Source organism: Amycolatopsis sp. NPDC005003 (assembly GCF_053600695.1).
In genome coordinates this window covers 1-22,816 of the sequence record NZ_JBSGAI010000035.1, presented here as the reverse complement: position 1 = coordinate 22,816, position 22,816 = coordinate 1, and the positions used below count along the sequence as shown (strand labels likewise).

The 22,816-nt window shown below is 71.9% G+C and carries 23 protein-coding genes; 12 read left to right on the top strand and 11 right to left on the bottom strand.

The features are described 5' to 3' along the window. Positions 1 to 64: 64 nt before the first annotated feature. Complete coding sequence (locus ACWED2_RS33275) at positions 65 to 1,243, top strand: saccharopine dehydrogenase family protein (protein ID WP_449694468.1); 1,179 nt, start codon at positions 65 to 67, stop codon at positions 1,241 to 1,243. A gap of 4 nt (positions 1,244 to 1,247) precedes the next feature. Here the strand turns inward: ACWED2_RS33275 and ACWED2_RS33270 are convergent, their stop codons facing one another. Together ACWED2_RS33270 and ACWED2_RS33265 are read right to left on the bottom strand one after the other, a co-directional pair. Continuing rightward, a complete protein-coding gene (locus tag ACWED2_RS33270; RefSeq protein ID WP_449694467.1) occupies positions 1,248 to 2,078 on the bottom strand; it encodes an SDR family oxidoreductase in 831 nt (276 codons plus the stop codon). Beyond that, positions 2,059 to 3,537, bottom strand: a complete 1,479-nt coding sequence (locus ACWED2_RS33265) for a flavin-containing monooxygenase (RefSeq protein ID WP_449694466.1) — start codon at positions 3,535 to 3,537, stop codon at positions 2,059 to 2,061. The genes ACWED2_RS33270 and ACWED2_RS33265 overlap by 20 nt, the downstream gene beginning before the upstream one ends. Before the next feature lie 68 nt (positions 3,538 to 3,605). Between ACWED2_RS33265 and ACWED2_RS33260 the strand changes: the two genes are divergently transcribed. Next, on the top strand, positions 3,606 to 4,196 hold the full coding sequence (locus ACWED2_RS33260; protein ID WP_449694465.1) for a TetR/AcrR family transcriptional regulator: 591 nt from the start codon (positions 3,606 to 3,608) through the stop codon (positions 4,194 to 4,196). Between the two features lie 175 nt (positions 4,197 to 4,371). Further along, a complete protein-coding gene (locus ACWED2_RS33255) occupies positions 4,372 to 5,217 on the top strand; it encodes a chitosanase (RefSeq protein WP_449694464.1) in 846 nt (281 codons plus the stop codon). 5 nt (positions 5,218 to 5,222) lie between these two features. Here ACWED2_RS33255 and ACWED2_RS33250 read toward each other — a convergent pair whose 3' ends face one another. Genes ACWED2_RS33250 through ACWED2_RS33240 form a run of 3 tightly spaced genes read right to left on the bottom strand, consistent with a single transcriptional unit; the run spans position 5,223 to position 7,372 of the window. Beyond that, positions 5,223 to 6,209 carry a PHP domain-containing protein gene (locus tag ACWED2_RS33250; RefSeq protein ID WP_449694463.1) on the bottom strand — a complete coding sequence of 329 codons (987 nt, stop codon included), beginning with the start codon at positions 6,207 to 6,209 and terminating at the stop codon, positions 5,223 to 5,225. A 9-nt stretch (positions 6,210 to 6,218) separates the two neighbouring features. Next, entirely contained in the window at positions 6,219 to 6,722 is a 504-nt protein-coding gene (locus ACWED2_RS33245) for a metallophosphoesterase family protein (protein WP_449665016.1), read from the bottom strand. Further along, a complete protein-coding gene (locus ACWED2_RS33240) occupies positions 6,719 to 7,372 on the bottom strand; it encodes a GntR family transcriptional regulator (RefSeq protein ID WP_449694462.1) in 654 nt (217 codons plus the stop codon). Before ACWED2_RS33240 ends, ACWED2_RS33245 begins: the two co-directional genes overlap by 4 nt. Before the next feature lie 75 nt (positions 7,373 to 7,447). Here ACWED2_RS33240 and araD point away from each other — a divergent pair, with 75 nt between their 5' ends. From araD to ACWED2_RS33225, 3 genes are all read left to right on the top strand, one after another. Next, positions 7,448 to 9,160 carry an L-arabinonate dehydratase gene (araD, locus tag ACWED2_RS33235; protein WP_449694461.1) on the top strand — a complete coding sequence of 571 codons (1,713 nt, stop codon included), beginning with the start codon at positions 7,448 to 7,450 and terminating at the stop codon, positions 9,158 to 9,160. Positions 9,161 to 9,276: 116 nt separating this feature from the next. After that, complete coding sequence (locus ACWED2_RS33230; protein WP_449694460.1) at positions 9,277 to 11,061, top strand: VanW family protein; 1,785 nt, start codon at positions 9,277 to 9,279, stop codon at positions 11,059 to 11,061. Between the two features lie 51 nt (positions 11,062 to 11,112). Then, positions 11,113 to 12,306, top strand: coding sequence for an MFS transporter (locus ACWED2_RS33225; protein ID WP_449694459.1), 1,194 nt, complete (start codon positions 11,113 to 11,115; stop codon positions 12,304 to 12,306). Positions 12,307 to 12,461: 155 nt separating this feature from the next. Here the strand turns inward: ACWED2_RS33225 and ACWED2_RS33220 are convergent, their stop codons facing one another. Next, a complete protein-coding gene (locus ACWED2_RS33220; protein WP_449694458.1) occupies positions 12,462 to 12,740 on the bottom strand; it encodes a hypothetical protein in 279 nt (92 codons plus the stop codon). Between the two features lie 209 nt (positions 12,741 to 12,949). Between ACWED2_RS33220 and ACWED2_RS33215 the strand changes: the two genes are divergently transcribed. Beyond that, positions 12,950 to 14,224, top strand: coding sequence for a diguanylate cyclase (locus ACWED2_RS33215; protein WP_449694457.1), 1,275 nt, complete (start codon positions 12,950 to 12,952; stop codon positions 14,222 to 14,224). Between the two features lie 5 nt (positions 14,225 to 14,229). Here the strand turns inward: ACWED2_RS33215 and ACWED2_RS33210 are convergent, their stop codons facing one another. Beyond that, on the bottom strand, positions 14,230 to 15,582 hold the full coding sequence (locus ACWED2_RS33210; RefSeq protein WP_449694456.1) for a TrpB-like pyridoxal phosphate-dependent enzyme: 1,353 nt from the start codon (positions 15,580 to 15,582) through the stop codon (positions 14,230 to 14,232). 77 nt (positions 15,583 to 15,659) lie between these two features. Between ACWED2_RS33210 and ACWED2_RS33205 the strand changes: the two genes are divergently transcribed. From ACWED2_RS33205 to ACWED2_RS33190, 4 genes are all read left to right on the top strand, one after another. Then, positions 15,660 to 16,325: a dienelactone hydrolase family protein gene (locus ACWED2_RS33205; RefSeq protein WP_449694546.1), complete on the top strand. Its 666-nt coding sequence runs from the start codon at positions 15,660 to 15,662 to the stop codon at positions 16,323 to 16,325. Continuing rightward, positions 16,322 to 17,053 carry a phosphatase PAP2 family protein gene (locus tag ACWED2_RS33200; protein WP_449694455.1) on the top strand — a complete coding sequence of 244 codons (732 nt, stop codon included), beginning with the start codon at positions 16,322 to 16,324 and terminating at the stop codon, positions 17,051 to 17,053. The genes ACWED2_RS33205 and ACWED2_RS33200 overlap by 4 nt, the downstream gene beginning before the upstream one ends. Before the next feature lie 64 nt (positions 17,054 to 17,117). Then, positions 17,118 to 17,465: a GntR family transcriptional regulator gene (locus tag ACWED2_RS33195; protein ID WP_449694454.1), complete on the top strand. Its 348-nt coding sequence runs from the start codon at positions 17,118 to 17,120 to the stop codon at positions 17,463 to 17,465. Positions 17,466 to 17,485: 20 nt separating this feature from the next. Next, positions 17,486 to 17,986 carry a hypothetical protein gene (locus ACWED2_RS33190; protein ID WP_449694453.1) on the top strand — a complete coding sequence of 167 codons (501 nt, stop codon included), beginning with the start codon at positions 17,486 to 17,488 and terminating at the stop codon, positions 17,984 to 17,986. A 13-nt stretch (positions 17,987 to 17,999) separates the two neighbouring features. Here the strand turns inward: ACWED2_RS33190 and ACWED2_RS33185 are convergent, their stop codons facing one another. From ACWED2_RS33185 to ACWED2_RS33175, 3 genes are all read right to left on the bottom strand, one after another. After that, positions 18,000 to 19,598, bottom strand: a complete 1,599-nt coding sequence (locus ACWED2_RS33185) for a hypothetical protein (protein WP_449694452.1) — start codon at positions 19,596 to 19,598, stop codon at positions 18,000 to 18,002. Between the two features lie 115 nt (positions 19,599 to 19,713). Beyond that, positions 19,714 to 20,937 carry an RNA polymerase sigma factor gene (locus ACWED2_RS33180; protein WP_449694451.1) on the bottom strand — a complete coding sequence of 408 codons (1,224 nt, stop codon included), beginning with the start codon at positions 20,935 to 20,937 and terminating at the stop codon, positions 19,714 to 19,716. After that, entirely contained in the window at positions 20,934 to 21,257 is a 324-nt protein-coding gene (locus tag ACWED2_RS33175) for a YciI family protein (RefSeq protein WP_449694450.1), read from the bottom strand. Before ACWED2_RS33175 ends, ACWED2_RS33180 begins: the two co-directional genes overlap by 4 nt. A gap of 129 nt (positions 21,258 to 21,386) precedes the next feature. Here ACWED2_RS33175 and ACWED2_RS33170 point away from each other — a divergent pair, with 129 nt between their 5' ends. Then, entirely contained in the window at positions 21,387 to 21,848 is a 462-nt protein-coding gene (locus ACWED2_RS33170; RefSeq protein ID WP_449694449.1) for a phage tail protein, read from the top strand. A 3-nt stretch (positions 21,849 to 21,851) separates the two neighbouring features. On the opposite strand, the gene ACWED2_RS33165 is transcribed toward ACWED2_RS33170, so the two are convergent. After that, positions 21,852 to 22,712: an aminoglycoside phosphotransferase family protein gene (locus tag ACWED2_RS33165; protein ID WP_449694448.1), complete on the bottom strand. Its 861-nt coding sequence runs from the start codon at positions 22,710 to 22,712 to the stop codon at positions 21,852 to 21,854. Between the last annotated feature and the right edge of the window lie 104 nt (positions 22,713 to 22,816).

The following is a 22,816-nucleotide window of genomic DNA, read 5'->3' as shown; positions in this document are numbered from 1 at the left end:
TAGTTCACCCGGCGCCGGGATGTGACCGGCGGGTAACCTGAGCCGTCCCTTCGAAGGAGCAGACATGCGCGCGTACGACGTGGTCCTGTTCGGCGCCACCGGGTTCACCGGCGGCCTGACCGCCGAGTACCTGGCCCGCCACGCGCCGGCGGACCTGCGCTGGGCGCTGGCCGGGCGCAACCGCGGCAAGCTCGAAGGCGTCCGGGCGCTGCTGACGGAGATCGACGACCGGTTCGGCTCGCTCGACCTGCTCGTCGCCGACTCCGGCGACCGGGCGTCGCTGGCGGCCGTCGCGGAGGCCACGAAGGTCGTGATCACGACCGTCGGCCCGTACCTGACGCACGGCGAGCCGCTGGTGGCGGCGTGCGCCGAGGCGGGCACCGACTACGTCGACCTCACCGGCGAACCCGAGTTCGTCGACCGGATGTACCTGGCCCACGACCGGCGCGCCCGCGAGACCGGCGCGCGGCTGGTGCACGCGTGCGGGTTCGACTCGATCCCGCACGACCTCGGTGCGTGGTTCACCGTGCAGCAGCTGCCCGAAGGCGTGCCGCTTTCGATCGACGGCTATGTCCGGGCCGGTGGGATGCCCTCGGGCGGCACGTTCCTGAGCGCGCTGACCATCATGTCGCGCCTGCCCGCCGGGGCCCGCGCGGCACGCGAGCGGGCGGCGGCCGAGCCGCGGCCGTCCGGGCGGTTCGCCCGCGCCCCGCTCGGGCGCCCGCACCGGGTCGCCGATCCCGGCTGGTGGGCGGTGCCGCTGCCGACGATCGACGCCGAGGTCGTCCGCCGCTCGGCGGCCGCGTCCGAGCGCTACGGGCCGGACTTCACCTACCGGCACTTCGCCGCGGTGAAGCACCTGCCGGTGCTGGCCGGCGGCGTCGCCGGGGCGGGCGCCCTGCTCGCCGCGGCCCAGGTCCCGCCGGCGCGGCGGGCGCTGTCCCGCCTGCTGGCGCCCGGCAACGGGCCCAGCCCCGAGCGGCGCGCGCGGTCGTGGTTCTCGGTGCGGTTCGTCGGCGAAGGCGGCGGCTCCCGGGTGGTGACGGAGGTGTCCGGCGGCGACCCGGGCTACGACGAGACGGCGAAGATGCTGGCGGAGTCGGCGTTGTGCCTGGCGACGGACGAACTTCCACCGTCTTCCGGCCAGGTGACCACGGCAACGGCGATGGGCGGCGCGCTCGTGGACCGGCTGACCAAGGCGGGCATCCGCTTCACGACCCTCGTGAGTGGTAATTCGGGTTAGAACCCTAATTACCACTCACGAGGGGTCTGACCTGCGCCGAAACCCGTCGGACGTAAGCCGCGCGGGCGTCCGGGTCCAGTTCCTTCAGGGCCCGGTCGTCGCCGAGCAGGCCACGCGCCCAGGCCATCACCGGCTCGGGCGTCAGCGCGGCCAGGAGGTCCCAGGCGCCGAGCCAGCGCGGCACCGCCGTCTCCGCCCGGCGGGTCCGGAGGGTGCCCGCGATCGCCCGGGCGACGTCTTCCGGGTCCACTGTGGGCAGTGCCCCGCCCAGCCGCACCCCGGACGCCAGTTCCGTGCGAACCGCGCCGGGCAGCACCGCGCTGACGCTGACGCCGGTCGCCGCGTACTCGCGCCGCACCGCCGCGGTCAGCCCGACCGCGGCGAACTTGCTCGCGTTGTAGACCGCCATGCCCGGCAGCGGGATCTTCCCGGCCATCGAGGCCACGTTGACGACGTGCCCGCGGCCGCGCGCGATCATCCCGGGCAGGACGGACCGCAGCCCGTGCACGAGCCCCTGCACGTTGACGTCCAGGGTGGTCCGGCCCACCGCGTCGGGCTCCTCGAGGAAGTCGCCGAGCGGCATCACGCCCGCGTTGTTGACCAGGACGTCGATCCGCCCGAACCGCTCGGTGACGGCGGCGGTGAACGCGTCGAAGGACTCACGGTTCGTGACGTCCAGCGGGAAGGACGGCACGCCGGAAGCGGTGTCGAGGTCGCCGACGCACACCGTGGCGCCCCGTGCCGCGAACTCGGCGGCCGTCGCGCGGCCGATTCCCCTGGCGCCGCCGGTGATCGCGACCACCGCGTCGCGCACCTCAATCGCCGGATACCGCATGCGCACTCCTGATCTCGTAGTCGGCCTCGCGAAACTCGCCCACCTGCGACCGCAGCCGTCCGGTGGAGAAGGGCCAGCTGAAGCTGTTGCGGCCGTTGACGTCGGTGTAGTAGCTCGAGCAGCCGCCGGACTGGTAGACCGTGCCCGGCAGGGCCCGCTGGACGTCGGCGTTGAACGCCGCCTGCGCTTCGGGGCGGACCGACAGCGACGTCCCCTCCGCGCGCAGCGTCCGGGTGACCGCCGCGACCGTGTGCCGCAGCTGCGCCTCGACGATCGTGAACGCCGACGAGTGCCCGGTGCCGAGGCTGGGCCCGAGCAGCAGGTACAGGTTCGGGAAGCCGGTCACCGCCGTCCCGAGGTAGGCCTGCGGGCTGCCCTTCCAGTGGTCGTCGAGGCTGCGGCCGTCGGCGTCGAACACGCGAGCCGACACCGGCATGTCGAGGATGTGGAAGCCCGTGCCGAAGATGATCGCGTCGACCTCCGCCGACGAGCCGTCGGCGCCGATCACCCGATTACCGGCGACGGACCGCACCGCCGTCGGGTGAACGTCCACATGGGACCGGGTCAGCGACCGGTAGTACGTGTTGGACATCAGCAGGCGCTTGCAGCCGAGCGTGTAGTCCGGTGTCAGAGCCGCGCGCAGCGCGGGGTCGCGGACCGACCGGCGCAGGTGGGCCAGCCCGATCTTCTGCACCTGCCGCAGCAGCCACGGGTGCCGGAAGCCGAAGCCGAGCGTCTCCATCAGGCCGTACTCGGCGCCGCGCAGGGCTCGCTGCAGGGCCGGGAACCGGCGCAGCAGGAACCGCTCGACGCCGGGGACCGGGTGGTCGGGCTTCGGCAGGACCCATTGCGCGGTGCGCTGGAACAGGTGCAGCCGCCCCACGCGGGGCACGATCTCGGGGACGAACTGGACCGCGGACGCACCGGTGCCGATCACCGCCACGCGCTTGCCGGTCAGGTCGTAGCCGTGGTTCCAGCGGGCGGAGTGGAAGACCTCGCCGGGGAAGCCGCCGAGGCCCGGCAAGTCCGGGATCAGCGGTTCGTGCCAGGGACCGGTGCCGGCGACCAGGATCCGGGCGGTGTACGGACCTCGCGACGTCTCCAGCTCCCACCGGGACTCCCGGGCGTTCCACTGCGCGCGCGTCACCTCGACGCCGTAGCGGATCTTCCCGGTGACGCCGAAGCGCGCGGCCGTCTCCTCCAGGTAGGCCCGGATCTCGGCCTGGCCGGCGAACGCGCGCGTCCACTCGGGATTGGGTGCGAAGGAGTACGAGTACAGCGCGGACGGGACGTCGCAGGCGCAGCCGGGGTAGGTGTTGTCGCGCCAGGTCCCGCCGAGCGCGTCGGCCTTCTCCAGCACGGCGAGGTCGCCGACACCGGCCTGGGAGAGGCGGATGGCGGCACCCAGCCCCGACGCCCCGGCACCGACGACGAGGACCGCGAAGTGACGTTGTTCCATTTTTCGGAGACTAACAGTATCTGAAAACCAGCGGTACCCCGATTCCGAAGTTCGCTAGAGTTGGCCGCATGGCCCGACTCACCCGCGCGGAAAGCCAGGCGCGCACCCGCGAGCAGCTGATCGAGACCGCCAAGCTGCTGTTCCTGCGCGAGGGCTACTCGGTGACGTCGCTGGAGAAGGTCGCCGACGAGGCCGGGTATTCGAAGGGCGCGGTGTATTCGAACTTCCGCAGCAAGCCCGAGCTCTGCCTCACCGTGCTCGACCGGATCCACGACGAGCAGGTCGCCCTCATCGCCGAGGCACTGGCCGGCGCCGAGGGCGTGGAAGGACTGCTGACGGCGTTCCAGACGTGGGCCGAGCGCAGCATCGGCGACGAGGCCTGGACCGCCCTGGAGGTCGAGTTCGCCGTGAACGCGCGGCGCGACCCGCACGTGCGCGCCGAGCTGGCGGCGCGGGACAAGGCGATCCGCGACACCATCGCCGGCCTGCTCACCGGGTACGCCGAGCGCTTCGGGATCACGCTCCCGATGTCGGCCGACGACGCCGCGACGGCGTTGCTCAGCCTCGGCATCGGGCTCGGCGTGCAGCGCGCGATCGACCCGACGATCCCGGTGTCGGTGCTGCCGGACGTCATCCGCCTCTTCGCCGGGGTGCGCTGATCGTCCTTTGCGGACCCTGCGAAAAGTGGTCTGGACCGTTCACGAACATGAACGGATTCCGCCTCTTGTGGAGCTCGCTGACTCTTCGCTACCGTGTCGCTACGCCGCAGCTCCACCCGCACCATCCGTACCGCCGTGATCCGACGGCGCATCCCGCGGAAAGGGTTCCTCACCCATGAGCAAGAAGTTGCGGCCGGTCCTCATCGGCACGCTCGGCGCCGCGTCCGTCGCGGCCCTCGTGATCACCACGCCCGCCTTCTCCTCGGCCGCCCCGGCGCCGGTGGCCGCGACCAGCACAGCGGTGCAGGCCGCCGGCGACCTTTCGGCCCCGGCCAAGAAGGAGATCGCGATGAAGCTGGTCTCCAGCGCGGAAAACTCGTCGCTGGACTGGAAAGCGCAGTACAAGTACATCGAAGACATCGGCGACGGCCGCGGGTACACCGCGGGCATCATCGGCTTCTGCTCCGGCACCGGCGACATGCTCGAACTCGTCGAGGCGTACACGAACTCGGTGCCGAACAACCCGCTTGCCAAATACCTCCCGGCGCTGCGCAAGGTGAACGGCACGGACTCGCACGCGGGCCTGGGGTCGGCGTTCGAGAGCGCGTGGAAGCAGGCCGCGGCGACGACGGCGTTCCAGACGGCGCAGAACAACGAGCGCGACCGCGTCTACTTCAACCCCTCGGTGAACCAGGGCAAGGCGGACGGGCTGAGCAACCTCGGCCAGTTCGCCTACTACGACGCGATCGTGATGCACGGCCCCGGCGACAGCTCCGACAGCTTCGGCGGCATCCGCAAGGCCGCGATGAAGAAGGCGAAGACCCCGGCCCAGGGCGGCGACGAGGCGACGTACCTCAAGGCGTTCTTCGCCGCCCGCAAGGTGATCATGAAGCAGGAGGAGGCCCACGCGGACACCTCCCGCGTCGACACCGAGCAGCTGAAGTTCCTCAACGAAGGGAACTTCGACCTGCACACCCCGCTGAAGTGGAAGGTCTACGGCGACTCGTACACGATCAACTAGCCGGGCTACCGGGTCAGGAGCGCATCCGCCGTACGGGTGTTGAGGATGCGCTCCGGCCCGATCCCCGCCTTGATCGCGCGCTCGCACCCGTACCCCAGCCAGTCGAGCTGCCCCGGCGCGTGCGCGTCGCTGTCGATCGTGAAGTCGCAGCCGATCTCCGCCGCCAGCCGCAGCAACCGCATCGGCGGGTCGAGGCGCTCCGGGCGCGAGTTGATCTCCACCGCGACACCGTTCTCCCGGCACGCCGTGAACACCGCTTCCGCGTCGAACTCCGACTCCGGCCGCCCGCGGCCGACCACCAGCCGTCCGGTGCAGTGGCCCAGCACCCGCACGTGCGGGTTCCGGACCGCCGCCACCATCCGGCGGGTCATGTCGCGCGAGGGCATCCGCAGCTTCGAGTGCACGCTCGCCACCACGAAGTCCAGCTCCCCCAGCAGTTCCTCTTCCTGGTCGAGCGAACCGTCGTCGAGGATGTCGACCTCGATGCCCTGCAGCAGCCGGAACGGTGCCATCAGCTCGTTGGCCTTGGCGACGATCTGCATCTGCGTCCGCAACCGGTCCGCGGACAGCCCGTTCGCGACCGTCAGCCGCGGGGAGTGGTCGGTCAGCACCATGTACTCGTGGCCGACGTCCCGGCCCGCCACCGCCATCTCGCCGATCGAGCTCCCGCCGTCCGACCAGTCCGAATGGGTGTGGCAGTCGCCGCGCAGGGCCGAGCGCAGCGGCTCTCCGCTCGGCAGTTCCTTGGCGACGATCTTCCCGCGGTACGCCGGATCACGGCCCGCCAGCGCGTCCTCGATCACCCCCGCGGTGGCCTTGCCGATCCCCGGCAACGACGTCAGCGTGCCGTTCTCCGCCATCTGCGCCAGCTTCTCGGCGCCGGTCTTGTCGACCGTCGCCGCCGCGTTCCGGAACGCCCGGACGCGGTAGGTCGGCTCGCCCGCGCGCTCGAGCTGGAACGCGATCTCCCGCAACGCCCATGCCGGATCCATGGGACCTGTCTACCCCTTCCGGGGCAGTTGATGCAGCTCGACGTCCACCAAGGCGCCGTCGCGCACCGCGGCCGTCTGGTACGTGCAGTACGGCTGACGACGGCGGTCGGTCGGCGACCCCGGGTTCAGCAGGCGGAGCCCGGACGGCGCCACCGTGTCCCACGGGATGTGGCTGTGGCCGAAGACCAGCACGTCGGTGTCCGGGAACTGCGCGGCACACCGCTGCTCGCGGCCCTGCTTGGCGCCCGTCTCGTGAATCACGGCCAGGCGCACGCCGCCGAGCTCGGCCCGGGCGATCTCCGGCAGCCGGGCCCGCAGCGCCGGGCCGTCGTTGTTGCCGTACACGCCGATCAGTCGCTTGCTGCGCTCCTCGAGCTCGTCCAGCAGGGCGACGTCGACCCAGTCGCCCGCGTGCACGACGACGTCGGCGGCCGCCACCTCGGCCCACACCTGCGGCGGCAGCTCGCGGGCGCGGGCCGGCAGGTGGGTGTCCGAGATGAGCAGCAGCCTCATCCGATGGCCTTCAGCACCCGTTCGAGGAACCCGCCGATGTGGTCGCGCAGCAGCGCGGCCGCGCCCTCGGCGTCACCCTTCTTCGCCGCCGCGAGGACCGCCTTGTGCTCGGTCCACTCCTTCTTCCAGCTGGGGTTGGCCTCCCAGCCGACGACGCTGATCAGCGCCGCGCGGTCCTTGAGGTCGTCGAGGATGCTGACCAGCAGCGGGTTGCCGCAGCCCGAGTAGAGGGCGCGGTGGAACCGGCGGTTCAGCAGGCTCAGCGCGGCCTGGTCCTTGTCCGCGATCGCCGTCGACGCCTCCTTCAGCGCCTCGGCCGCGTCTTCCAGCAGCTCGGGGTCGTGCCGCCCGACGGTCCGCCGGACGGCCTCGGGCTCGAGCACCATCCGCACGTCGTAGACCGACTTCGCGAGCTCGGCGTCGACCGTGATCACCGACGCGCCCTTGTACGGGCTGAACGTCACCAGCCCGGAGTTCGACAGCACCTTGAGGGCCTCGCGCACCGGGGTCTTCGACACGCCGAGCCGGGCGGCGAGCTCCGCCTCGACCAGCGGCTGGCCCGGCACCAGCTCCCGGGTCAGGATGCCGCGGCGGATCTCCTCCAGGACCACTTCGGTCCGGGAGGCGGGCAGGCTGAACGTCCCGGTCATGGCGCGCTCCCTCGATCTGTGAACCCCAATTCAACCAGGCCCACCGATCGTATATCAGATGCCATACTGGATCCCATGAAACGACCCGAGGAACTCCGCAGCCACCGGTGGTTCGGCGGCGACGAACTGCGCAACTTCAGCCACCGCGCCCGCAGCCGCCAGCTCGGCTACAACCCGGAAGAGCACCTCGGCAAACCGGTCATCGGCATCCTCAACACCTGGTCGGACATCAACCCCTGCCACATGCACCTGCGCGAACGCGCCGAGCAGGTCAAGCGCGGCGTCTGGCAGGCCGGCGGCTTCCCGCTGGAGTTCCCGGTCGCCACGCTGTCGGAGACCTACCAGAAGCCGACCCCGATGCTCTACCGCAACCTGCTGGCCATGGAGACCGAGGAGATCCTCCGGTCCTACCCGATCGACGGCGCCGTCCTGATGGGCGGCTGCGACAAGACCACGCCGGCGCTGCTGATGGGCGCGACCAGCGCGGGGCTGCCCGCCATCTTCGTCCCGGCCGGGCCGATGCTGCGCGGCCACTGGCGCAACGAGGTCCTCGGCAGCGGCACCGACATGTGGAAGTACTGGGACGACAAGCGCGCCGGGCTGATCGGCGACGCCGAAATGTCCGAACTGGAGCGCGGGCTGGCCCGGTCACCGGGGCACTGCATGACGATGGGGACGGCGTCGACCATGACCTCGGCCGCCGAGGTCCTCGGCGTGACGCTGCCGGGCGCCGCGTCGATCCCCGCCGTCGACTCGGCGCACCACCGGATGGCCGCCGCCAGCGGCGCGCGGATCGTCGGCATGGTCTGGGAGGACCTCACCATCACCCAGGTGCTGGACAAGCGCGCGTACGCCGACGCGATCACCACCGTGCTCGCGCTCGGCGGCTCGACCAACGCCGTGATCCACCTGATCGCGATGGCCGGCCGCAGCGGGATCCCGCTCGGTCTGGCGGACTTCGACGCGATCGCCCGGCGCGTGCCGGTGCTGGCGAACATCCGGCCCGGCGGCGACTGGCTGATGGAGGACTTCTACTACGCCGGCGGCCTGCCCGGGCTGCTGTCGCGGCTGACCGACCTGCTGCACCCCGAGCGGCTCACCGTCACCGGCCGCACCCTCGGCGAGAACCTCGCCGACGCGCGCGTGCACGACGACGACGTCATCCGCACGCGGGACAACCCGGTGGCGGCCGAGGGCGGGGTCGCGGTGCTGCACGGCAACCTGGCGCCCTCGGGCGCGGTGATCAAGCACATCGCGGCCGAGGAGCACCTGCTGACGCACACCGGCCCGGCCGTCGTGTTCGAGAACTACCCCGACCTCAAGAAGCGGATCGACGACCCGTCGATCACCGCGGACTCGGTGCTGGTGCTGCGCGGCTCCGGCCCGCTCGGCGGCCCCGGCATGCCGGAGTACGGGATGCTGCCGATCCCCGCGCACCTGCTCGAACAGGGCGTGCGGGACATGGTCCGGATCTCCGACGCGCGGATGAGCGGGACGAGCTACGGCGCCTGCGTCCTGCACGTGGCGCCCGAGTCGCACGTCGGCGGCCCGCTGGCCCTGGTCCGCGACGGCGACCTGATCACCTTGGACGTTCCTTCGCGCACCCTGCGGCTCGAGGTGTCCGATGAGGAGCTGGCGCGACGGCGTGCCGAGTGGACGGCGCCGCCTCCCCGGTTCGAACGCGGGTACGGCGCGCTCTACACCGAACACATCACGCAGGCCGACGAAGGTTGCGACTTCGATTTCCTGGCCCGGGCCGGCCACAACCCCGAACCGGACGCCCGCTGACGCCCGGCTGTGACCGATTCATCCCCCATTAGGGCGAGTGATACGGCTTGTCCGGGTGCCCCGTACGCTGTTCCCGTCACCGTCGCAACCCGGTGCCGCGTTGAAGGGGTGGAGAGTTGCCGTACGAACCGCACTGGCCCGACTCAGACGCTGAGCAGACCGTCGTCCTGCCGGCCGTCCGGCCCGAGCCGCAGCCGGATCCCTCCGCGGCGAAGCGCTCCTTCCGCAAGGCCGGCTTGATCGCGGGCGGGGTGTTCGCCGTGCTCGTCGCGATCTACGGGATCGACATCCTGATCAGCCAGGGCAGCGTCCCGCGCGGGGTGACCGTGGCCGGCGTCGACGTCGGCGGGATGGGCCGCGAGGCGGCCGAGCAGGAACTGCGCGGGAAGATCGAGCCGCGGCTCACCCGCCCGATCGCCGTCACCGCGGGCGAGTACCAGGGCACGCTGGCGCCGACGCTCGCCGGGCTGAAGCTCGACTGGCCGCAGACCCTCGACCAGGCCGGCGAGCAGCCGCTGAACCCGTTCACGCGGCTGTCCTCCTTCTTCTCCAGCCGCGAGGTCGGCGTCGTCAGCCACGCCGACAACGCGAAGCTCACCGCCGCGCTGGAGTCGCTGCGCGGCCAGGTCGACCGCGACCCGGTCGAGGGCACCGTGAAGTTCGAGGGCGCCACGCCGGTCGCCGTACCACCGAAAACCGGACAGAAGCTCGACGTGCCGGCCGCGACCGCCGCCGTCGTCGAAAAGTGGGCGAGCGGGGAAACCCTGGAACTGCCGGTGACCAGCACGCCGGTCCGCACCACACCCGAAGCCGTCCAGGCGGCACTCGACGGCTTCGCGCGGCCTGCCGTGTCCGGGCCGCTGCTGGTCAAGGGCGAGGGCAAGGTCGCCACCGTGAAGCCGGAGGCGATCGCCGCGGCGATCACCTTCGAACCGGCCGAAGGCGGCGGGCTGAACCCGAAGATCGACAACAAGAAGATCGCCGAAGCCGCCGGGCCGCAGCTGAAGTCCACCGAGAAGGAGGGCAAGGACGCGACCGTCGTCTTCGAAGGCGGCAAGCCCACGGTCGACCCCTCCACCGACGGCCGGACCATCGACTGGGACCCCAGCCTCAAGCCGCTGCCCGACGTGCTGAAGAAGACCGACGGCCGCGAGATCCCGGCCGTCTACAAGGACAGCCCGGCGAAGGTGACCACCGACCAGGCGAACCAGCTCGGCATCAAGGAGGTCGTCGGCGAGTTCACCACCGGCGGCTTCGCCCCCGAGTCCGGGATCAACATCCGCGTCGGCGCGCAGAAGATCAACGGCGCCATCGTCAAGCCGGGGGAAACCTTCAGCCTCAACGGCTTCACCGGGCCGCGCGGCACGGCACAGGGCTACGTGGAGGCGGGCGTCATCAAGGACGGCGCCCCCGGCCGCGAGGTCGGCGGCGGCCTGTCGCAGCTCGCGACCACGCTGTACAACGCGTCGTACTTCGCCGGGCTGAAGGACGCAGGACACAAGGAGCACAGCTACTACATCAGCCGCTACCCCGCCGCGCGGGAAGCGACGGTGTTCCAGAACCCCAACGGCTCCAGCGTCATCGACCTGAAGTTCACCAACGACTCGCCGACCGGCATCGCGATCCAGACGATCTGGACGCCGTCGTCGATCACCGTGAAACTGTGGGGCACCAAGCGCTACACCGTCGAGTCGATCCCGGGCGCGCAGACCAACCAGAGCGACCCGCAGCCCAAGCCGGGACCGGCCGAGAACTGCCACGCCTCGAACGGCGCGCCGGGGTTCACCACCACCGACACCCGCGTGCTGAAGGACGTCGCCACCGGCCGCGAGGTCGGCCGCTCGACCCGCACGGTCCACTACAACCCGCAGCCGAAGATCGTCTGCGGCGGGGGTCAGTGACCTCCTAACGGACGTTCACCGTCGGCGTTCGCGGCGGTACCCTGAGTGCCCATGACGGCGCGCGCGGTGGGGTTCCGGGACGTCCTCGCGGTGACCGAGTTCCGGGCGCTGTTCTCCGCCCAGCTCGTCTCGGTCACCGGCGACCAGCTGGCCCGGGTCGCCCTGTCGATCCTGGTCTACGACCGCACGAACTCGCCGGGCTGGGCCGCGCTGACCTACGCGCTGACGTTCCTGCCCGACCTCGTCGGCGGGCCGCTGCTGTCCGGGCTGGCCGACCGGCACCCGCCGCGGACGGTGATGGTGCTGGCCGACGTCCTGCGGGCCCTCGCGGTCGCCGTGATGGCGGTGCCGGACCTGCCGCTGCCCGTGGTGGCGGCACTGCTGGTCGGCGTCCAGCTGTTCAACCCGGTCTGGAACTCGGCGCGCGCCGCGCTGCTGCCGCAGGTGCTGCCGGGCGAGACGTTCGTGCCCGGGATGGGTCTGCTGATGATGCTGGTGCAGGCCGGCCAGGTCGCCGGGTTCGCGCTCGGTGGGCTCCTCGTGGCCGGTCTGGGCACCGGCGGCGCGCTCTTGGCCGACGCGGCGAGCTTCGCGGCGTCGGCCCTGTTCCTGGTCGCCGGCCTGCGGCCGCGGCCGCCGCGCGAAACCTCCGGCGTGCGGTGGTGGGGGCACGTCCGGGCGGGCTGGACGGTGGTGGTCGGCGACCGGCGCCGGCTCGCGCTGGTGGCACTGGGGTGCGTGTCGGGGAGCTACATCGCGGGCGAGGCGATCGCCGCGCCGTACGCCGCCGAGCTCGGCGGGGGCGCGGTGGTCGTCGGGTTGCTGCTCGGGGCGTTCGCCCTGGGGAACGTGCTCGGCATGGCGGCGCTGTCGCGGATCCCGCCGACGCAGCGGGGCGGCCTGCTGGGGCCGCTCGCGGTACTGGCGTGCGCGGCGCTGCTGGGCTGCGCGTTCGAACCGGACCTGGCGGCCACTTTGGCGCTGTTCACGCTCTCCGGAGTGGCCAGTTCGTACAACTTGATCGCCAACACGACGTTCGTGCAGCTCACCCCGGACACCCAGCGGGCACAGGCGTTCGGGTTCGCGCTGACGGCATTGCGGGTTTCGCAGGGGCTCGGTGTGGTGCTGGCCGGCCTGGCGGCCGAGCACGTGGCCCCGCACGGCGTCGTCGCGGGAGCCGGGGCGATCGGCGTGGTGGCGGCCTTCGGCGCGGCCCGCTGGTGGCGGCGGGCGCAGCCGGCCTGACTGGGCAGCCCCCGGTTCCCACGCTACCGGCGGGGACCGACAGTTCCGGGCCGCACCGGCACGGACCTGCGGATCCTCAGCGGCCGGTGCCGCTGTTCGGTGACCGGCGCGGGTGCCCGGTGACCGGTGCGCGGAGGCCGGTCACCGGGCACCGCTCAGTGCCGGGTCCAGTCGGTCGGGATGCGGCGCGGGGTCCAGTCGGTCGGGCACTGCGCCGGCGCGACGCCCGGGTGGGTCCAATCGGTGGGCAGCTCGCGGGCGGTCCAGTCGGTCGGCAGTTGCCGCGCGGTCCAGTCGGTCGGCAGTTCACGGGCGGTCCAGTCGGTCGGGATCGCGCGGGTCCAGTCGGTGGGGAGCTGCCGGGTCCAGTCGGTCGGCCGCTGCGCGCGGCGGCGGGACGGGACGATGTTGGCGTTGGGCAGGAAGTGCGACATGATTTCTCCAGTTCGCGAAAGGGTTTTGCACGGTGCGTGACCGAGCGGTAGCCCGACCAGCCTAGTGACACACCGCGTTCATTCGATTACAGTGACGAATTCTGCGAAGAGTTCCATCCTGAGCAGAAGGGCGTTTCGTGGGATTGTCCGGGTCCCCAGGGCGAAAGCCCAGCTCAGAACCTCCACGATCGGGTTTCCGAACGTGGGCGATGTGGAAGCTGGCCACTCCGGTGTTCGGCTATGTCCTCCTCGTCGACGCACTGGCACTGATCGCGGTCCTCGCGACGGCCGGGCTGGTGCCGGTCACCACTCAATCGCTGCTCTGGTGTGGACTGATCCTCGCCGGCGAAATCGTGCACCTCGAAGCGGCACAACGCATCGAGCGCATCCGCGAGCTGGCCGCCGACGGCCGTCCCCACATGCACCTGCAGTCGATCTGGATCTTCGCCGGGCTGCTCCTGCTGCCGCCGCCGCTGGCCACGCTGGTCATCGTCGTCAGTTATGCCCATTCATGGGTCCGCGTCTACAAACGGCGGGGCGTCATTCACCGGAAAGTGTTCTCCGGTGCGACGGTAATCCTCGCTTGCGCCGCCGCCGGGGCAGTTCTTTGGGCGGGCACCGGGCACTTGGCGCCCTTCGTGCCTTACCTGGACGGCTTCGGCGGGATGCTCGCACTGCTGACGTCCGGGATCGTCTACTTCGGCCTGAACTACGTGCTGGTGATCGTGGCGATCCTGATGAGCAACCCGGGGAAGCCGCCGCGGCAGGCGTTCGGCAACCCGTCGGACGTGCTGATCGTGCTGGCCGCGGTCGGCGTCGGCTGCGGCATCGCGCTGGTGATGACGGTCCGGCCGTGGCTGCTGCCGGTGCTCATGGTGACGCCGGTGGCGCTCCACATCGGCCTGCTGCTCCCCCAGTTCCAGGCGGCCGCGCGCACGGATTCCAAGACGTCGCTGCTGGCGCCGGAGTTCTGGGTCCAGCTGGCCCGCAACGAGCTGGCCCGCGCGGCGGAGCTGTCCTCGACCGCGGGCGTGCTGATGATCGACATCGACCACTTCAAGGCCATCGACGACGGCAACGGCCACCTGGCCGGCGACGAGGTCCTGCGCGCGGTCGCGGCGGCGATCCAGGGCTCGGTGCGCGGCGGCGACTACGTCGGCCGCTTCGGCGGCGACGAGTTCGTGGTGCTGCTCCCGGGCACGACCAGCGCGGAGATCGCGTCCGTCGCGGACCGCATCCGGACCGCGATCGCGCGGATCGAGGTGCCGGTTCCGGTGATCCGCCCGGGCAAGCCCGAGGTGATCAGCGGCCTGACGGCCTCGATCGGCGCGGCGGTGTACCCGGAAACGGCGACGGAGTACACGATCCTGCTGCAGGCGGCGGACGACGCCGTGTTCGAGGCCAAGGCGGGCGGCCGCGACCGCGTGGTCCTGGCGACCGCCCGCACTGAGCTGACCCGCCCGGAGATCCCCGACACGCTCTGACGGCGTTAGGGCAGGGTGGCGAGGGATTCCTCGAGGGTCGCCTCGGACAGTTCGTCGTCCACCATGTTCCCGGCGAGATAGGCGCCGTACGCCGGGAGGTCGAGGTGGGCGTGGCCGCACAGTGCCGTGAGGATCACCTTCTCCTCCCCGGTTTCCTTGCACCGCAACGCTTCCTGGATGCACGCCGCGAGCGCGTGGGTGGGCTCGGGGGCCGGGATGATGCCCTCGGACCGCGCGAACCGCACCCCGGCCGCGAAGCACTCCTGCTGCCCGATCGCGATCGCTTCGATCAGGCCGAGCTCGTAGATGTGCGAGATCAGCGGCGACATCCCGTGGTAGCGCAGGCCGCCCGCGTGGATCGGGTCCGGGATGAACTCGTGGCCGAGCGTGTGCATCTTCAGCAACGGCGTGAGCCCCGCGGTGTCGCCGAAGTCGTAGGCGTATTTCCCCCGGGTGAGGGAGGGACACGCGGCCGGCTCGACCGCGCGGATCACCGGGTCCATCCGGCCGGCCAGTTTCTCGCGCAGGAACGGGAAGGCGAGCCCGCCGAAGTTGGAGCCGCCGCCGGTGCAGCCGACGAGCACGTCCGGCGTGTCACCGGCCAGCTCGAACTGCTTCAGTGCTTCCTCGCCGATCACCGTCTGGTGCAGCAGCACGTGGTTGAGGACGCTGCCCAGCGCGTAGCGCGCATTCGGGTCCTGCGCCGCCTGCTCGACCGCCTCGCTGATCGCGATGCCGAGACTGCCGGTGGAGTCGGGGTGCTGCTTGAGGATCGCCCGGCCGGACTCGGTCAGCTCCGACGGGCTCGGGTGGACGGTCGCGCCGAACGTCTCCATCATCAGCTTGCGGTACGGCTTCTGGTCGTAGGACGCGCGCACCTGCCAGACCTCGCACTCGATGCCGTACTGGGCGCAGGCGAAGGCGAGCGCGCTGCCCCACTGGCCGGCACCGGTCTCCGTGGTCAGCCGCGTCACGCCTTCGGCCGCGTTGTAGAACGCTTGCGGCACAGCGGTGTTCGGCTTGTGGGAGCCGACCGGGCTGACGCCTTCGTACTTGTAGTAGATCCGCGCGGGGGTGCCCAGCGCCTTCTCGAGCCGTCGCGCCCGGAACAGCGGCGACGGGCGCCAGAGCCGGTAGACCTCCCGGACCTCCGCCGGGATGTCGACATAGCGATCAGTCGTCACTTCCTGGGCGATGAGCGCCTGCGGGAACAGCGGCGCGAGGTCGTCCGGGCCGACGGGCTCGCGCGTGCCGGGGTGCAGCGGCGGTGGCGGCGGCTCGGGCAGGTCGGGGATAACGTTGTACCACTGCGTGGGGAGATCGCTTTCGTCCAGGACGTATTTGGTCTGCTCAGCCATCACGCCTCCTTGGTCGGCACCTCAACTTAGGACGCTCCCGGCCGCGGAACCAGTACGGTGATCGGGTGACGAACCCGATGCTGAGCGACCTCCCGATGTGGCACCCCCCGTCCGGCAGCGGGCCCGGCCTGGTGCTGGTCCAGGAGATCTTCGGCCTGGACGACTACCTGCGCTCGGTGGCGTCGGACCTGGCCGCCGCGGGGTACGTGGTGGCGGTCCCCGAGCTGTTCTGGCGGACGGCCCCCGGCTGGTCGTCGACGCACGACGAAGCCGGCGTCGCGGCCTCGATGGAGGTGGCGGGCTCCTTCGACCCGGCGTTGGGACTGGCGGACGTCCTGGCCACGGTCGCCCACCTGCGGTCCCTGCCGTCGGTGACCGGTGGCGTGGGAGTCCTGGGCTTCTGCCTGGGCGGCTCCCTGGCGTTCGCGGCGGCGGCCGAGGGCGACCCGGACGTGGCGGTGTCGTTCTACGGCTCGACGGTGGCGGAGCAGATCGACGGTCTTTCCCGGGTCGGCTGCCCGATCCAGTTCCACTTCGGCGGCCAGGACCCGTACATCCCGCGGTCCGATGTGGCCGTGGTGGAGCGGGCGGTGGCCGCGCACCCCGGGGCGGAGATCCACGTGCAGGAGGAGGCGGGGCACGCGTTCCACAACAACGTGGCCCCGATGTTCCACCACCCCGAAGCGGCGGCGCGGGCGTGGGAGCTGACGACGGAGTTCCTGCGGCGGACCCTGCCGGCGTGAAGGCGGCCCTCTTCCGGGCGGCCGGCGAGCTGGTCTTCCTGCTGCTCTGGTTCCTGCTGTTCGCGCGTCTCGACGCCGCCGTGGGCAAGGACTTCTCGGCCGCCACCGCGAATGCGCTGGCCCTGCAGTCCATCGAAGACCTGGCGCACCTCGGCATCGAGCGGGGCGTGAACGGCTGGCTGGCCGGCCACCCGGCCCTCGCGCACCCGGCGGTGTACCTGTACCGGCTGTACTACGTGGTGGTCGCGGGAGTCCTGCTGTGGGTGTTCGTCCGGCACTCCGCCGTCTACCCGCGGGTCCGCCGGACGATGCTGGCGATGACGGCCCTGGTGCTGCCGGTGTACTGGGCGGTACCGATGTCGCCACCGCGGTTCGCGCTGCCGGGCGCGGTGGACATCGTGGCCAGGTACGACATCTTCGAGGTGGAGAGCTGGACCAAGCCGACCCACTACACGGCGATGCCCAGCATGCACGTGGGCTGGTCGCTGTGGTGCGCGTTCGCGGTGTGGACCGCGCTCCGGGACACGCACCCGCGGCTGGCGTGGTCGGCGTGGTCGTTCCCGCTGCTGATGACGGCGGACGTGCTCGCCACGGGGAACCACTACGTCCTCGACATCGCGGGCAGCGTCGCGCTGCTGACCGTCTCGGTCGGTGCGGCGTCGTTGTGGGGCCGGCTCGTGAGCGACCCCGCTCGCGCGATGATCCACCGGGTCAGGGTTTCGCGGTAGCCGCGCGCCAACGCCGCGCCGCCGTTGACCGACCCGGCCATATGGTGCTAATAATACTAGCACCATGAGATGGGAAGTGGATCACTCGTCGAGGGAGGCGCTGCCCCTCCAGATCGTGGCGTGCGTGCGGCGGGGCGTCGCTTCGGGAGAGCTGGCCGTCGGCGAGCAGCTGCCTCCCGCGGCCGAGCTGGCCAAGGCGCTTTCGGTCGACCGCAACACCGTCTTGGCCGCCTACCGGCAGCTGCGCGACGACGGTGTGCTGGAGTTCCGCCGGGGCCGCGGGGCGCGGGTGGCGTCCGCCGTCACGGAACCGGGTCCGGTCACCGAGGCCGCGCAGGCGCTCGTGACCATCGCCCGCCGGCACGGCTTGGGGCGCAACGACCTCCTTCGCCTCATCGAGAAGCTGACCTGACGTCGAAAGGACGGTGCCCCATGACGGCGCTCCCCGGCCCCGGCCGGTATTCGGTCTACACCGGCCGCGTGACGAACTGGCCGCTGCTCGTGGTGCTCGCCGCCGCACTGGCGGTGCCGCTGCTGTCGCTGGGCGGCCTGTCGCACGGCGACTGGCTCGACCCGGCCGGCCCCGCCGTCCCGCTGGCCACGGCCGCGGCCGTCGTGCTCGGCATCGCGCTGGCCGGCCTGCGGGTCAGGACGGCCGCGGGCCCGAACGGGGTTTCGGTCCACTGCGGCGCGTTCGGCCGGCCACACCGCACCTACCGCCTCGACGAGATCGAGCGCGCCGAGGTGACGGACCTGACGCCGTCCCTGTGGCGGCTGCCGCTCGGGTTCTGGTGGACCCCGCGCCACACCTACTACACGCTCCGCACCGGGCCCGCCCTGCGGCTCACCTTGTACACCGGCCGGACCGTGACGATCACCGTCCCCGACCCCCACGCCGTGGCCACGATCGTCCACGACGCGAAGTCCGCTTGACGACGCGGGCGCGCTAGGACTCTCGCCCCGCGCCGGGCGGATCGACCGGCCACGGCGGCCCGGACGGCAGGCGCGGCCACGGCGGATCCGCCGGTGGACGGGCCGGGTCGCGGGCGCCGGCCCACCAGCCGGCCGCGAGGATCACCGGCAGGCAGGCCGCGGCGAGGATCAGGGCGAGATCGAGGGCCTGGCCGCGCTCCTGCGGGTGGCCCACCGTCCAGCCCAGCATCGGCCCGGTGTACGCCAGCCCGGTCAGGACGGCGGCCGCGACGACGACGGTCATGCGCGGCCGGTGCAGCAGCGGCTGCCCCAAGGTGAGCCCGGCACCGATGCCGATCAGGCACAGCATGGTCACCAGCCAAGGTCCGGTCGCCGCCCCGGAGTCCGAGGTGAAGAACGCCACCCCGCCGACGACCGGCAGCCCCAGCACGATGAGCAGGACGAGCGGGACCACGGCGGTGAACCCGCGGCCGATCCGGGCACGCACCCGGCCGGCCGCCACCGTCGTGCCGATCAGCAGGGCGAGCAGGGCGAGCAACCCGGCGCTCAGCACGCTGTCCCCGATCACCCGGCCGAACCCGGTGAGCGGCGCCGGCCGGATGTCCAGCCCGGTCTCGGCGACCACGACGGGGACGCGCCGCCAGGCACCGCCGGCGTCGCGGACCACCAGCCCTTCCACCCCGTTGGCCATGATCACCTCGTGCCCACCCGGGACGGCGCGGACGACGAGCTCCACACTGCCCACTTTGGACAGGTGCATCACCCCGCCCGCGAACGGGTGCTGACGCAGGACGAACGGCCACCGGGCGGCGGGCAGTTCCCAGGCGGTTTGCCAGATCCGGCCGCCGTCGGTCGTTTCGTCGACGCCGGGCAGGCGGCCACCACTCGGCACCATCCCCTGCAGATCGAGATCGGCGGTCCCGCGCACCCGGTAGCAGTGTGCGGGCACGTCGGGCACGCACGCTTCGGCCTGCCGCTTCGGCGACGACCCCGGGTCCGTCTGCGGCACCTGCGAAAGGTACTTCCAGCCGTCGACGCCCGAGGCGGAACCGTAGATCCCCCCGGCCGCCTCGATCACGACCTGCGACCCCTCGCTCCGCACGGATTCGACCGCCGGGGTCAGGTCTCCGGGCGCCGACGTCGCGGTGATCGCCAGCACCGTGCACGGCACCGCGACCACCACCCGCACCCGGAACGCCAGGCCGTCCGGCAGGGGCGGGGCCCCCGTCACCCGGCGCCAAGCCCACCAGGAAAGGCCCAGCGCGGGCAGCGCGACCAGGTCGGCCGGGTCGGCCAGGACCACCGACGGCCCGTTGACGACCGACCACGCCGCCGAAGCGACGCCGGCGCCCCACGACGTCAGCTTGACCACGGCGAATCCGGCCCCGGTCGCCAGCACCGCGGCCGCGGCGCCGGCCCGGGCGGTCAGGAACAGGCCGAGCAGCAGCCCCAGCACCGGCGGGGCGGCCACCAGCCCGGCCACGTCGCTGAGCTTGCCGGTGACGAGCCCCGGCCACGCCGGTTTGAGCACGTGGTCGTTGAGCAGCAGCACGGCCGTGGCACCGACCGTCAGCGGATGCGCCGCCCAGCGCAAGAACACCCCAGTTCGCATTCGGTACAGCCTGCGGGGCGGTGATCACGGCCGTGACACGGCCCGGCCCCGGATCGGCCTGGAGCTTCCGGCGAAGCCTTTTCGCGGCGACCGGAGGCCGGCGCCGGGTCACCGGCTACCCCAGCTGATCCCGGCGGCGCGTCAGGTACGCGATCTCGGCCGTGTTGCCCGCCAGCTCGATGGCGGTGTCATAGGCCGCACGGGCTTCCTCGCCGCGGCCCAGCCGCCTCAGCAAGTCGGCGCGGGTCACGTGGTAGGCGTGATAACCGGCCAGCCGGTCTTCGAGCCGGTCGACCGCCGCGAGTGCCACCTCCGGGCCGTCGAGCTCGGCGACCGCGATCGCCCGGTTGAGGGTCACCACCGGCGAGGCGTCGACGCGGGCCAGCTGGTCGTACAGGGCGACGACCTGCGACCAGTCCGTGTCGCGGATGTCGCGGGCGGACGTGTGCACGGCGTTGATCGCCGCGAGGATCTGGTAGCGGCCCGGCACCACCCCGGCGGCGAGGCGCTCGCGCACCAGCCGGTGGCCCTCGGCGATCATCGCCGTGTCCCAGGTTCCGCGGTCCTGCTCGTCGAGCGCGACCAGCTCGCCCGCCGACACCCGGGCCGGGCGGCGGGCCTCGATGAGCAGCATCAGCGCCAGCAGGCCGGTCACCTCGCCGTCGTCCGGGAGGAGGGCGTGGACCAGGCGGGTGAGCCGGATCGCCTCGGCGGTGAGGTCCTGCCGGATCGGGTCGGTGCCGGGGCCGGTCGCCAGGTAGCCCTCGTTGAAGACCAGGTAGAGGACGGTGAGCACGCCGGCCACGCGGTCCGGGAGGTCCTCGGCGGACGGCACGCGGTACGGGATGCGCGCCGCCTTGATCTTGGCCTTCGCGCGGGTGATCCGCTGCTCCAGCGCGGTCTCCTTGACCAGGAAGGCGCGGGCGATCTCGGGCACGGTCAGGCCGCCGACCAGGCGCAGCGTCAAGGCCACGCGGGCGGGCGTCGCCAGCGCCGGGTGGCAGCACGTGAAGATCAGCCGGAGCCGGTCGTCGTCGATGGCGCCGGCCGGCTCCGGCGGGGTGTCGTCGTACACCGTCCGGGCCTCCTTGTGCTTGTCGTCGCGCTTGTTCTCGCGCCGGATCCGGTCGATGGCCTTGCGGACGGCGGTGGTGGTAAGCCAGGCGCCGGGGTTCGGGGGCACGCCGTCGGCCGGCCACCGCTCGACGGCGGTCGCGAACGCCTCGGCCGCCGCCTCCTCGGCGACGTCGAGGTCGCCGAACCGCCGGGTCAGCGCGGCCACCACCCGGGCCCACTCGCCGCGGTGGGCCCGGATCACCGCTTCCTGCGCACCGGTCACCGGAAGGGCCGCACTTCGATCTTCCGGTCACAGACCTTCGACGCCTCGGCGGCCAGCTTGAGCGCGACGTCCAGATCGGGGACGTCCCACACCCAGACACCGGCGAGGTACTCCTTCGACTCGACGAACGGCCCGTCGCTGATCACCGCCTGCTCACCCCGGTTGTCGACGACCGTGGCCGCGTCGGTGTCCGCGAGCCCGCCCGCGAAGACCCAGTAGCCCTCGGCGATCAGCCGGTCGTTGAACTCGCTGATGGCGGGCTGCCGGTCGGTGCGGCCGGGGTCGGCCTTGTCGTCGATCACGGAGACGAGATACTGCATACAGAATCCTTTCCTCGTGCCTGCTTCACCTCGACCACGAACGCCGCCGCCGCGATCCGACACTCCTCCCGGACTTTTTTCCGGAGAGGACCTACGCTGAGCCCGACCCGGACACAGCGGAGGATCGTCATGCCCCACACCGTGGACTTCGACACCGTATCGACGGACGGCCTGGAGTCGTCGCCGGTCGCGGAGGCGCTGGCCGGGCTGCGGGCGAACGAAGCCAGGTACTTCAAGAACAAGTACGACCACGTCTTCACCGTCGAGCCCGCCGCCGAGGCGCAGGCGACCATCGACCGGGTGCACCGCATCCTCGACGAAGAACGCGGCATCGTCATCGCCTCGCGCCCGCTCGAGGCGACCGAGTTCCAGGTCGAGAACGTCCGGTGGGCCTACGTGTTCTACGAGAACGGCCTGTCGGTCAACGTCCTGTACACCGTGGACGACGGCGGGAAGCGAGCGGTCGGTTTCAAGCTCTCCGACGGGATGGACGTCCCCGAGGAGCTGGCGTCGTTCAAGTTCGCCCGCCAGAAGTCGAAGCTGGCCGGCACCATCCGCGGCTCCTACTTCGTCATCAAGAAGGAGTACTGACCCTCATCCGGCGAGGGCCTCGGTGATCTGGCGGGTCGTCTGCGCCGCGACCCGCGGGTCGACGGCGGCGTAGTGCACGTAGGCGTTCAACCCGGTCGCCAGCGCCCAGCCGCGGCCACGGGTCCAGGTGGCGCCGTCGACGTCGAGCGCGGCGCGGAACGTCGCTCGCGTTTCCGCGGACAGGAGCGTGAAGGCGATCGTCAGGTCGCACGCCGGGTCGCCGACGCCGAGTTCGCCGAAGTCGATGACCGCGCTGAGGCGGCCGCCGGTGGTCAGCAGGTTGCCCGTGTGGAAGTCGCCGTGGCACCAGACCGGTGGCCCCGCCCAGGCGGGGGCCGCGAGCGCGGTCTCCCACAGCCCGGTCAGCGCCGCGCTGTCGAACGCGGCGCCGACCTGCTCGATGGCGGCCCGGGTCGCGGTGTCCCGGGTGGCCAGCGGACGGCCGGCGACGTGCGCGGTCTCGCCGTGGAACCGGTTCAGCGCGGTCAGGAACCCGGCCAGCTCGACGGCGGCCTCGTGCGACCCCGACAGCGCCGAGACGGTGGCCACCTCGCCGTCCAGCCAGCGCGACACCGCCCACGGCCACGGATAGCCGAAGCCCGGTCGCCCCACCGCCACCGGTTCGGGAACCGCCAGCGGCAGGTGCGGCGCCAGCCGCGGCAGCCACTCGGCTTCCTTCTCCGCCTGCCCGATCGCGCCGGCGTGGCGGGGCAGCCGCACCGACAGCTCCGCACCCAGCCGGTGGATCACGTGATCCGAGCCGGCCTGCGGGTACCGGGTCAGCGGCAGCCCGGCCCACTGCGGGAACTGTGTGTCGACCAGCCGCCGCACCAGCGCGGTGTCGATGGCCGGTTTCGTCTCCACGGTCAAGGAGCTCGGGGGTGAGCACGCCGCCATCGTCGCACGCCCGGTCGTCACGCCGACGTCAGCCAGCGGTTTTCACACACGCTTCGTGGTTCACTGTCCCC

Excerpts from the sequence above, each read along its gene's own strand:
- ACWED2_RS33215 (WP_449694457.1), top strand. The coding sequence starts at position 12,950 with ATGTGGAAGCTGGCCACTCCGGTGTTCGGCTATGTCCTCCTCGTCGAC.
- ACWED2_RS33225 (WP_449694459.1), top strand. The coding sequence starts at position 11,113 with ATGACGGCGCGCGCGGTGGGGTTCCGGGACGTCCTCGCGGTGACCGAG.
- ACWED2_RS33245 (WP_449665016.1), bottom strand. The coding sequence starts at position 6,722 with ATGAGGCTGCTGCTCATCTCGGACACCCACCTGCCGGCCCGCGCCCGC.
- ACWED2_RS33270 (WP_449694467.1), bottom strand. The coding sequence starts at position 2,078 with ATGCGGTATCCGGCGATTGAGGTGCGCGACGCGGTGGTCGCGATCACC.
- ACWED2_RS33255 (WP_449694464.1), top strand. The coding sequence starts at position 4,372 with ATGAGCAAGAAGTTGCGGCCGGTCCTCATCGGCACGCTCGGCGCCGCG.
- ACWED2_RS33265 (WP_449694466.1), bottom strand. The coding sequence starts at position 3,537 with ATGGAACAACGTCACTTCGCGGTCCTCGTCGTCGGTGCCGGGGCGTCG.
- ACWED2_RS33220 (WP_449694458.1), bottom strand. The coding sequence starts at position 12,740 with ATGTCGCACTTCCTGCCCAACGCCAACATCGTCCCGTCCCGCCGCCGC.
- ACWED2_RS33170 (WP_449694449.1), top strand. The coding sequence starts at position 21,387 with ATGCCCCACACCGTGGACTTCGACACCGTATCGACGGACGGCCTGGAG.
- ACWED2_RS33260 (WP_449694465.1), top strand. The coding sequence starts at position 3,606 with ATGGCCCGACTCACCCGCGCGGAAAGCCAGGCGCGCACCCGCGAGCAG.
- ACWED2_RS33275 (WP_449694468.1), top strand. The coding sequence starts at position 65 with ATGCGCGCGTACGACGTGGTCCTGTTCGGCGCCACCGGGTTCACCGGC.
- ACWED2_RS33175 (WP_449694450.1), bottom strand. The coding sequence starts at position 21,257 with ATGCAGTATCTCGTCTCCGTGATCGACGACAAGGCCGACCCCGGCCGC.
- ACWED2_RS33240 (WP_449694462.1), bottom strand. The coding sequence starts at position 7,372 with ATGACCGGGACGTTCAGCCTGCCCGCCTCCCGGACCGAAGTGGTCCTG.
- ACWED2_RS33205 (WP_449694546.1), top strand. The coding sequence starts at position 15,660 with ATGCTGAGCGACCTCCCGATGTGGCACCCCCCGTCCGGCAGCGGGCCC.
- ACWED2_RS33190 (WP_449694453.1), top strand. The coding sequence starts at position 17,486 with ATGACGGCGCTCCCCGGCCCCGGCCGGTATTCGGTCTACACCGGCCGC.
- ACWED2_RS33210 (WP_449694456.1), bottom strand. The coding sequence starts at position 15,582 with ATGGCTGAGCAGACCAAATACGTCCTGGACGAAAGCGATCTCCCCACG.
- ACWED2_RS33195 (WP_449694454.1), top strand. The coding sequence starts at position 17,118 with ATGAGATGGGAAGTGGATCACTCGTCGAGGGAGGCGCTGCCCCTCCAG.
- ACWED2_RS33185 (WP_449694452.1), bottom strand. The coding sequence starts at position 19,598 with ATGCGAACTGGGGTGTTCTTGCGCTGGGCGGCGCATCCGCTGACGGTC.
- ACWED2_RS33250 (WP_449694463.1), bottom strand. The coding sequence starts at position 6,209 with ATGGATCCGGCATGGGCGTTGCGGGAGATCGCGTTCCAGCTCGAGCGC.
- araD (WP_449694461.1), top strand. The coding sequence starts at position 7,448 with ATGAAACGACCCGAGGAACTCCGCAGCCACCGGTGGTTCGGCGGCGAC.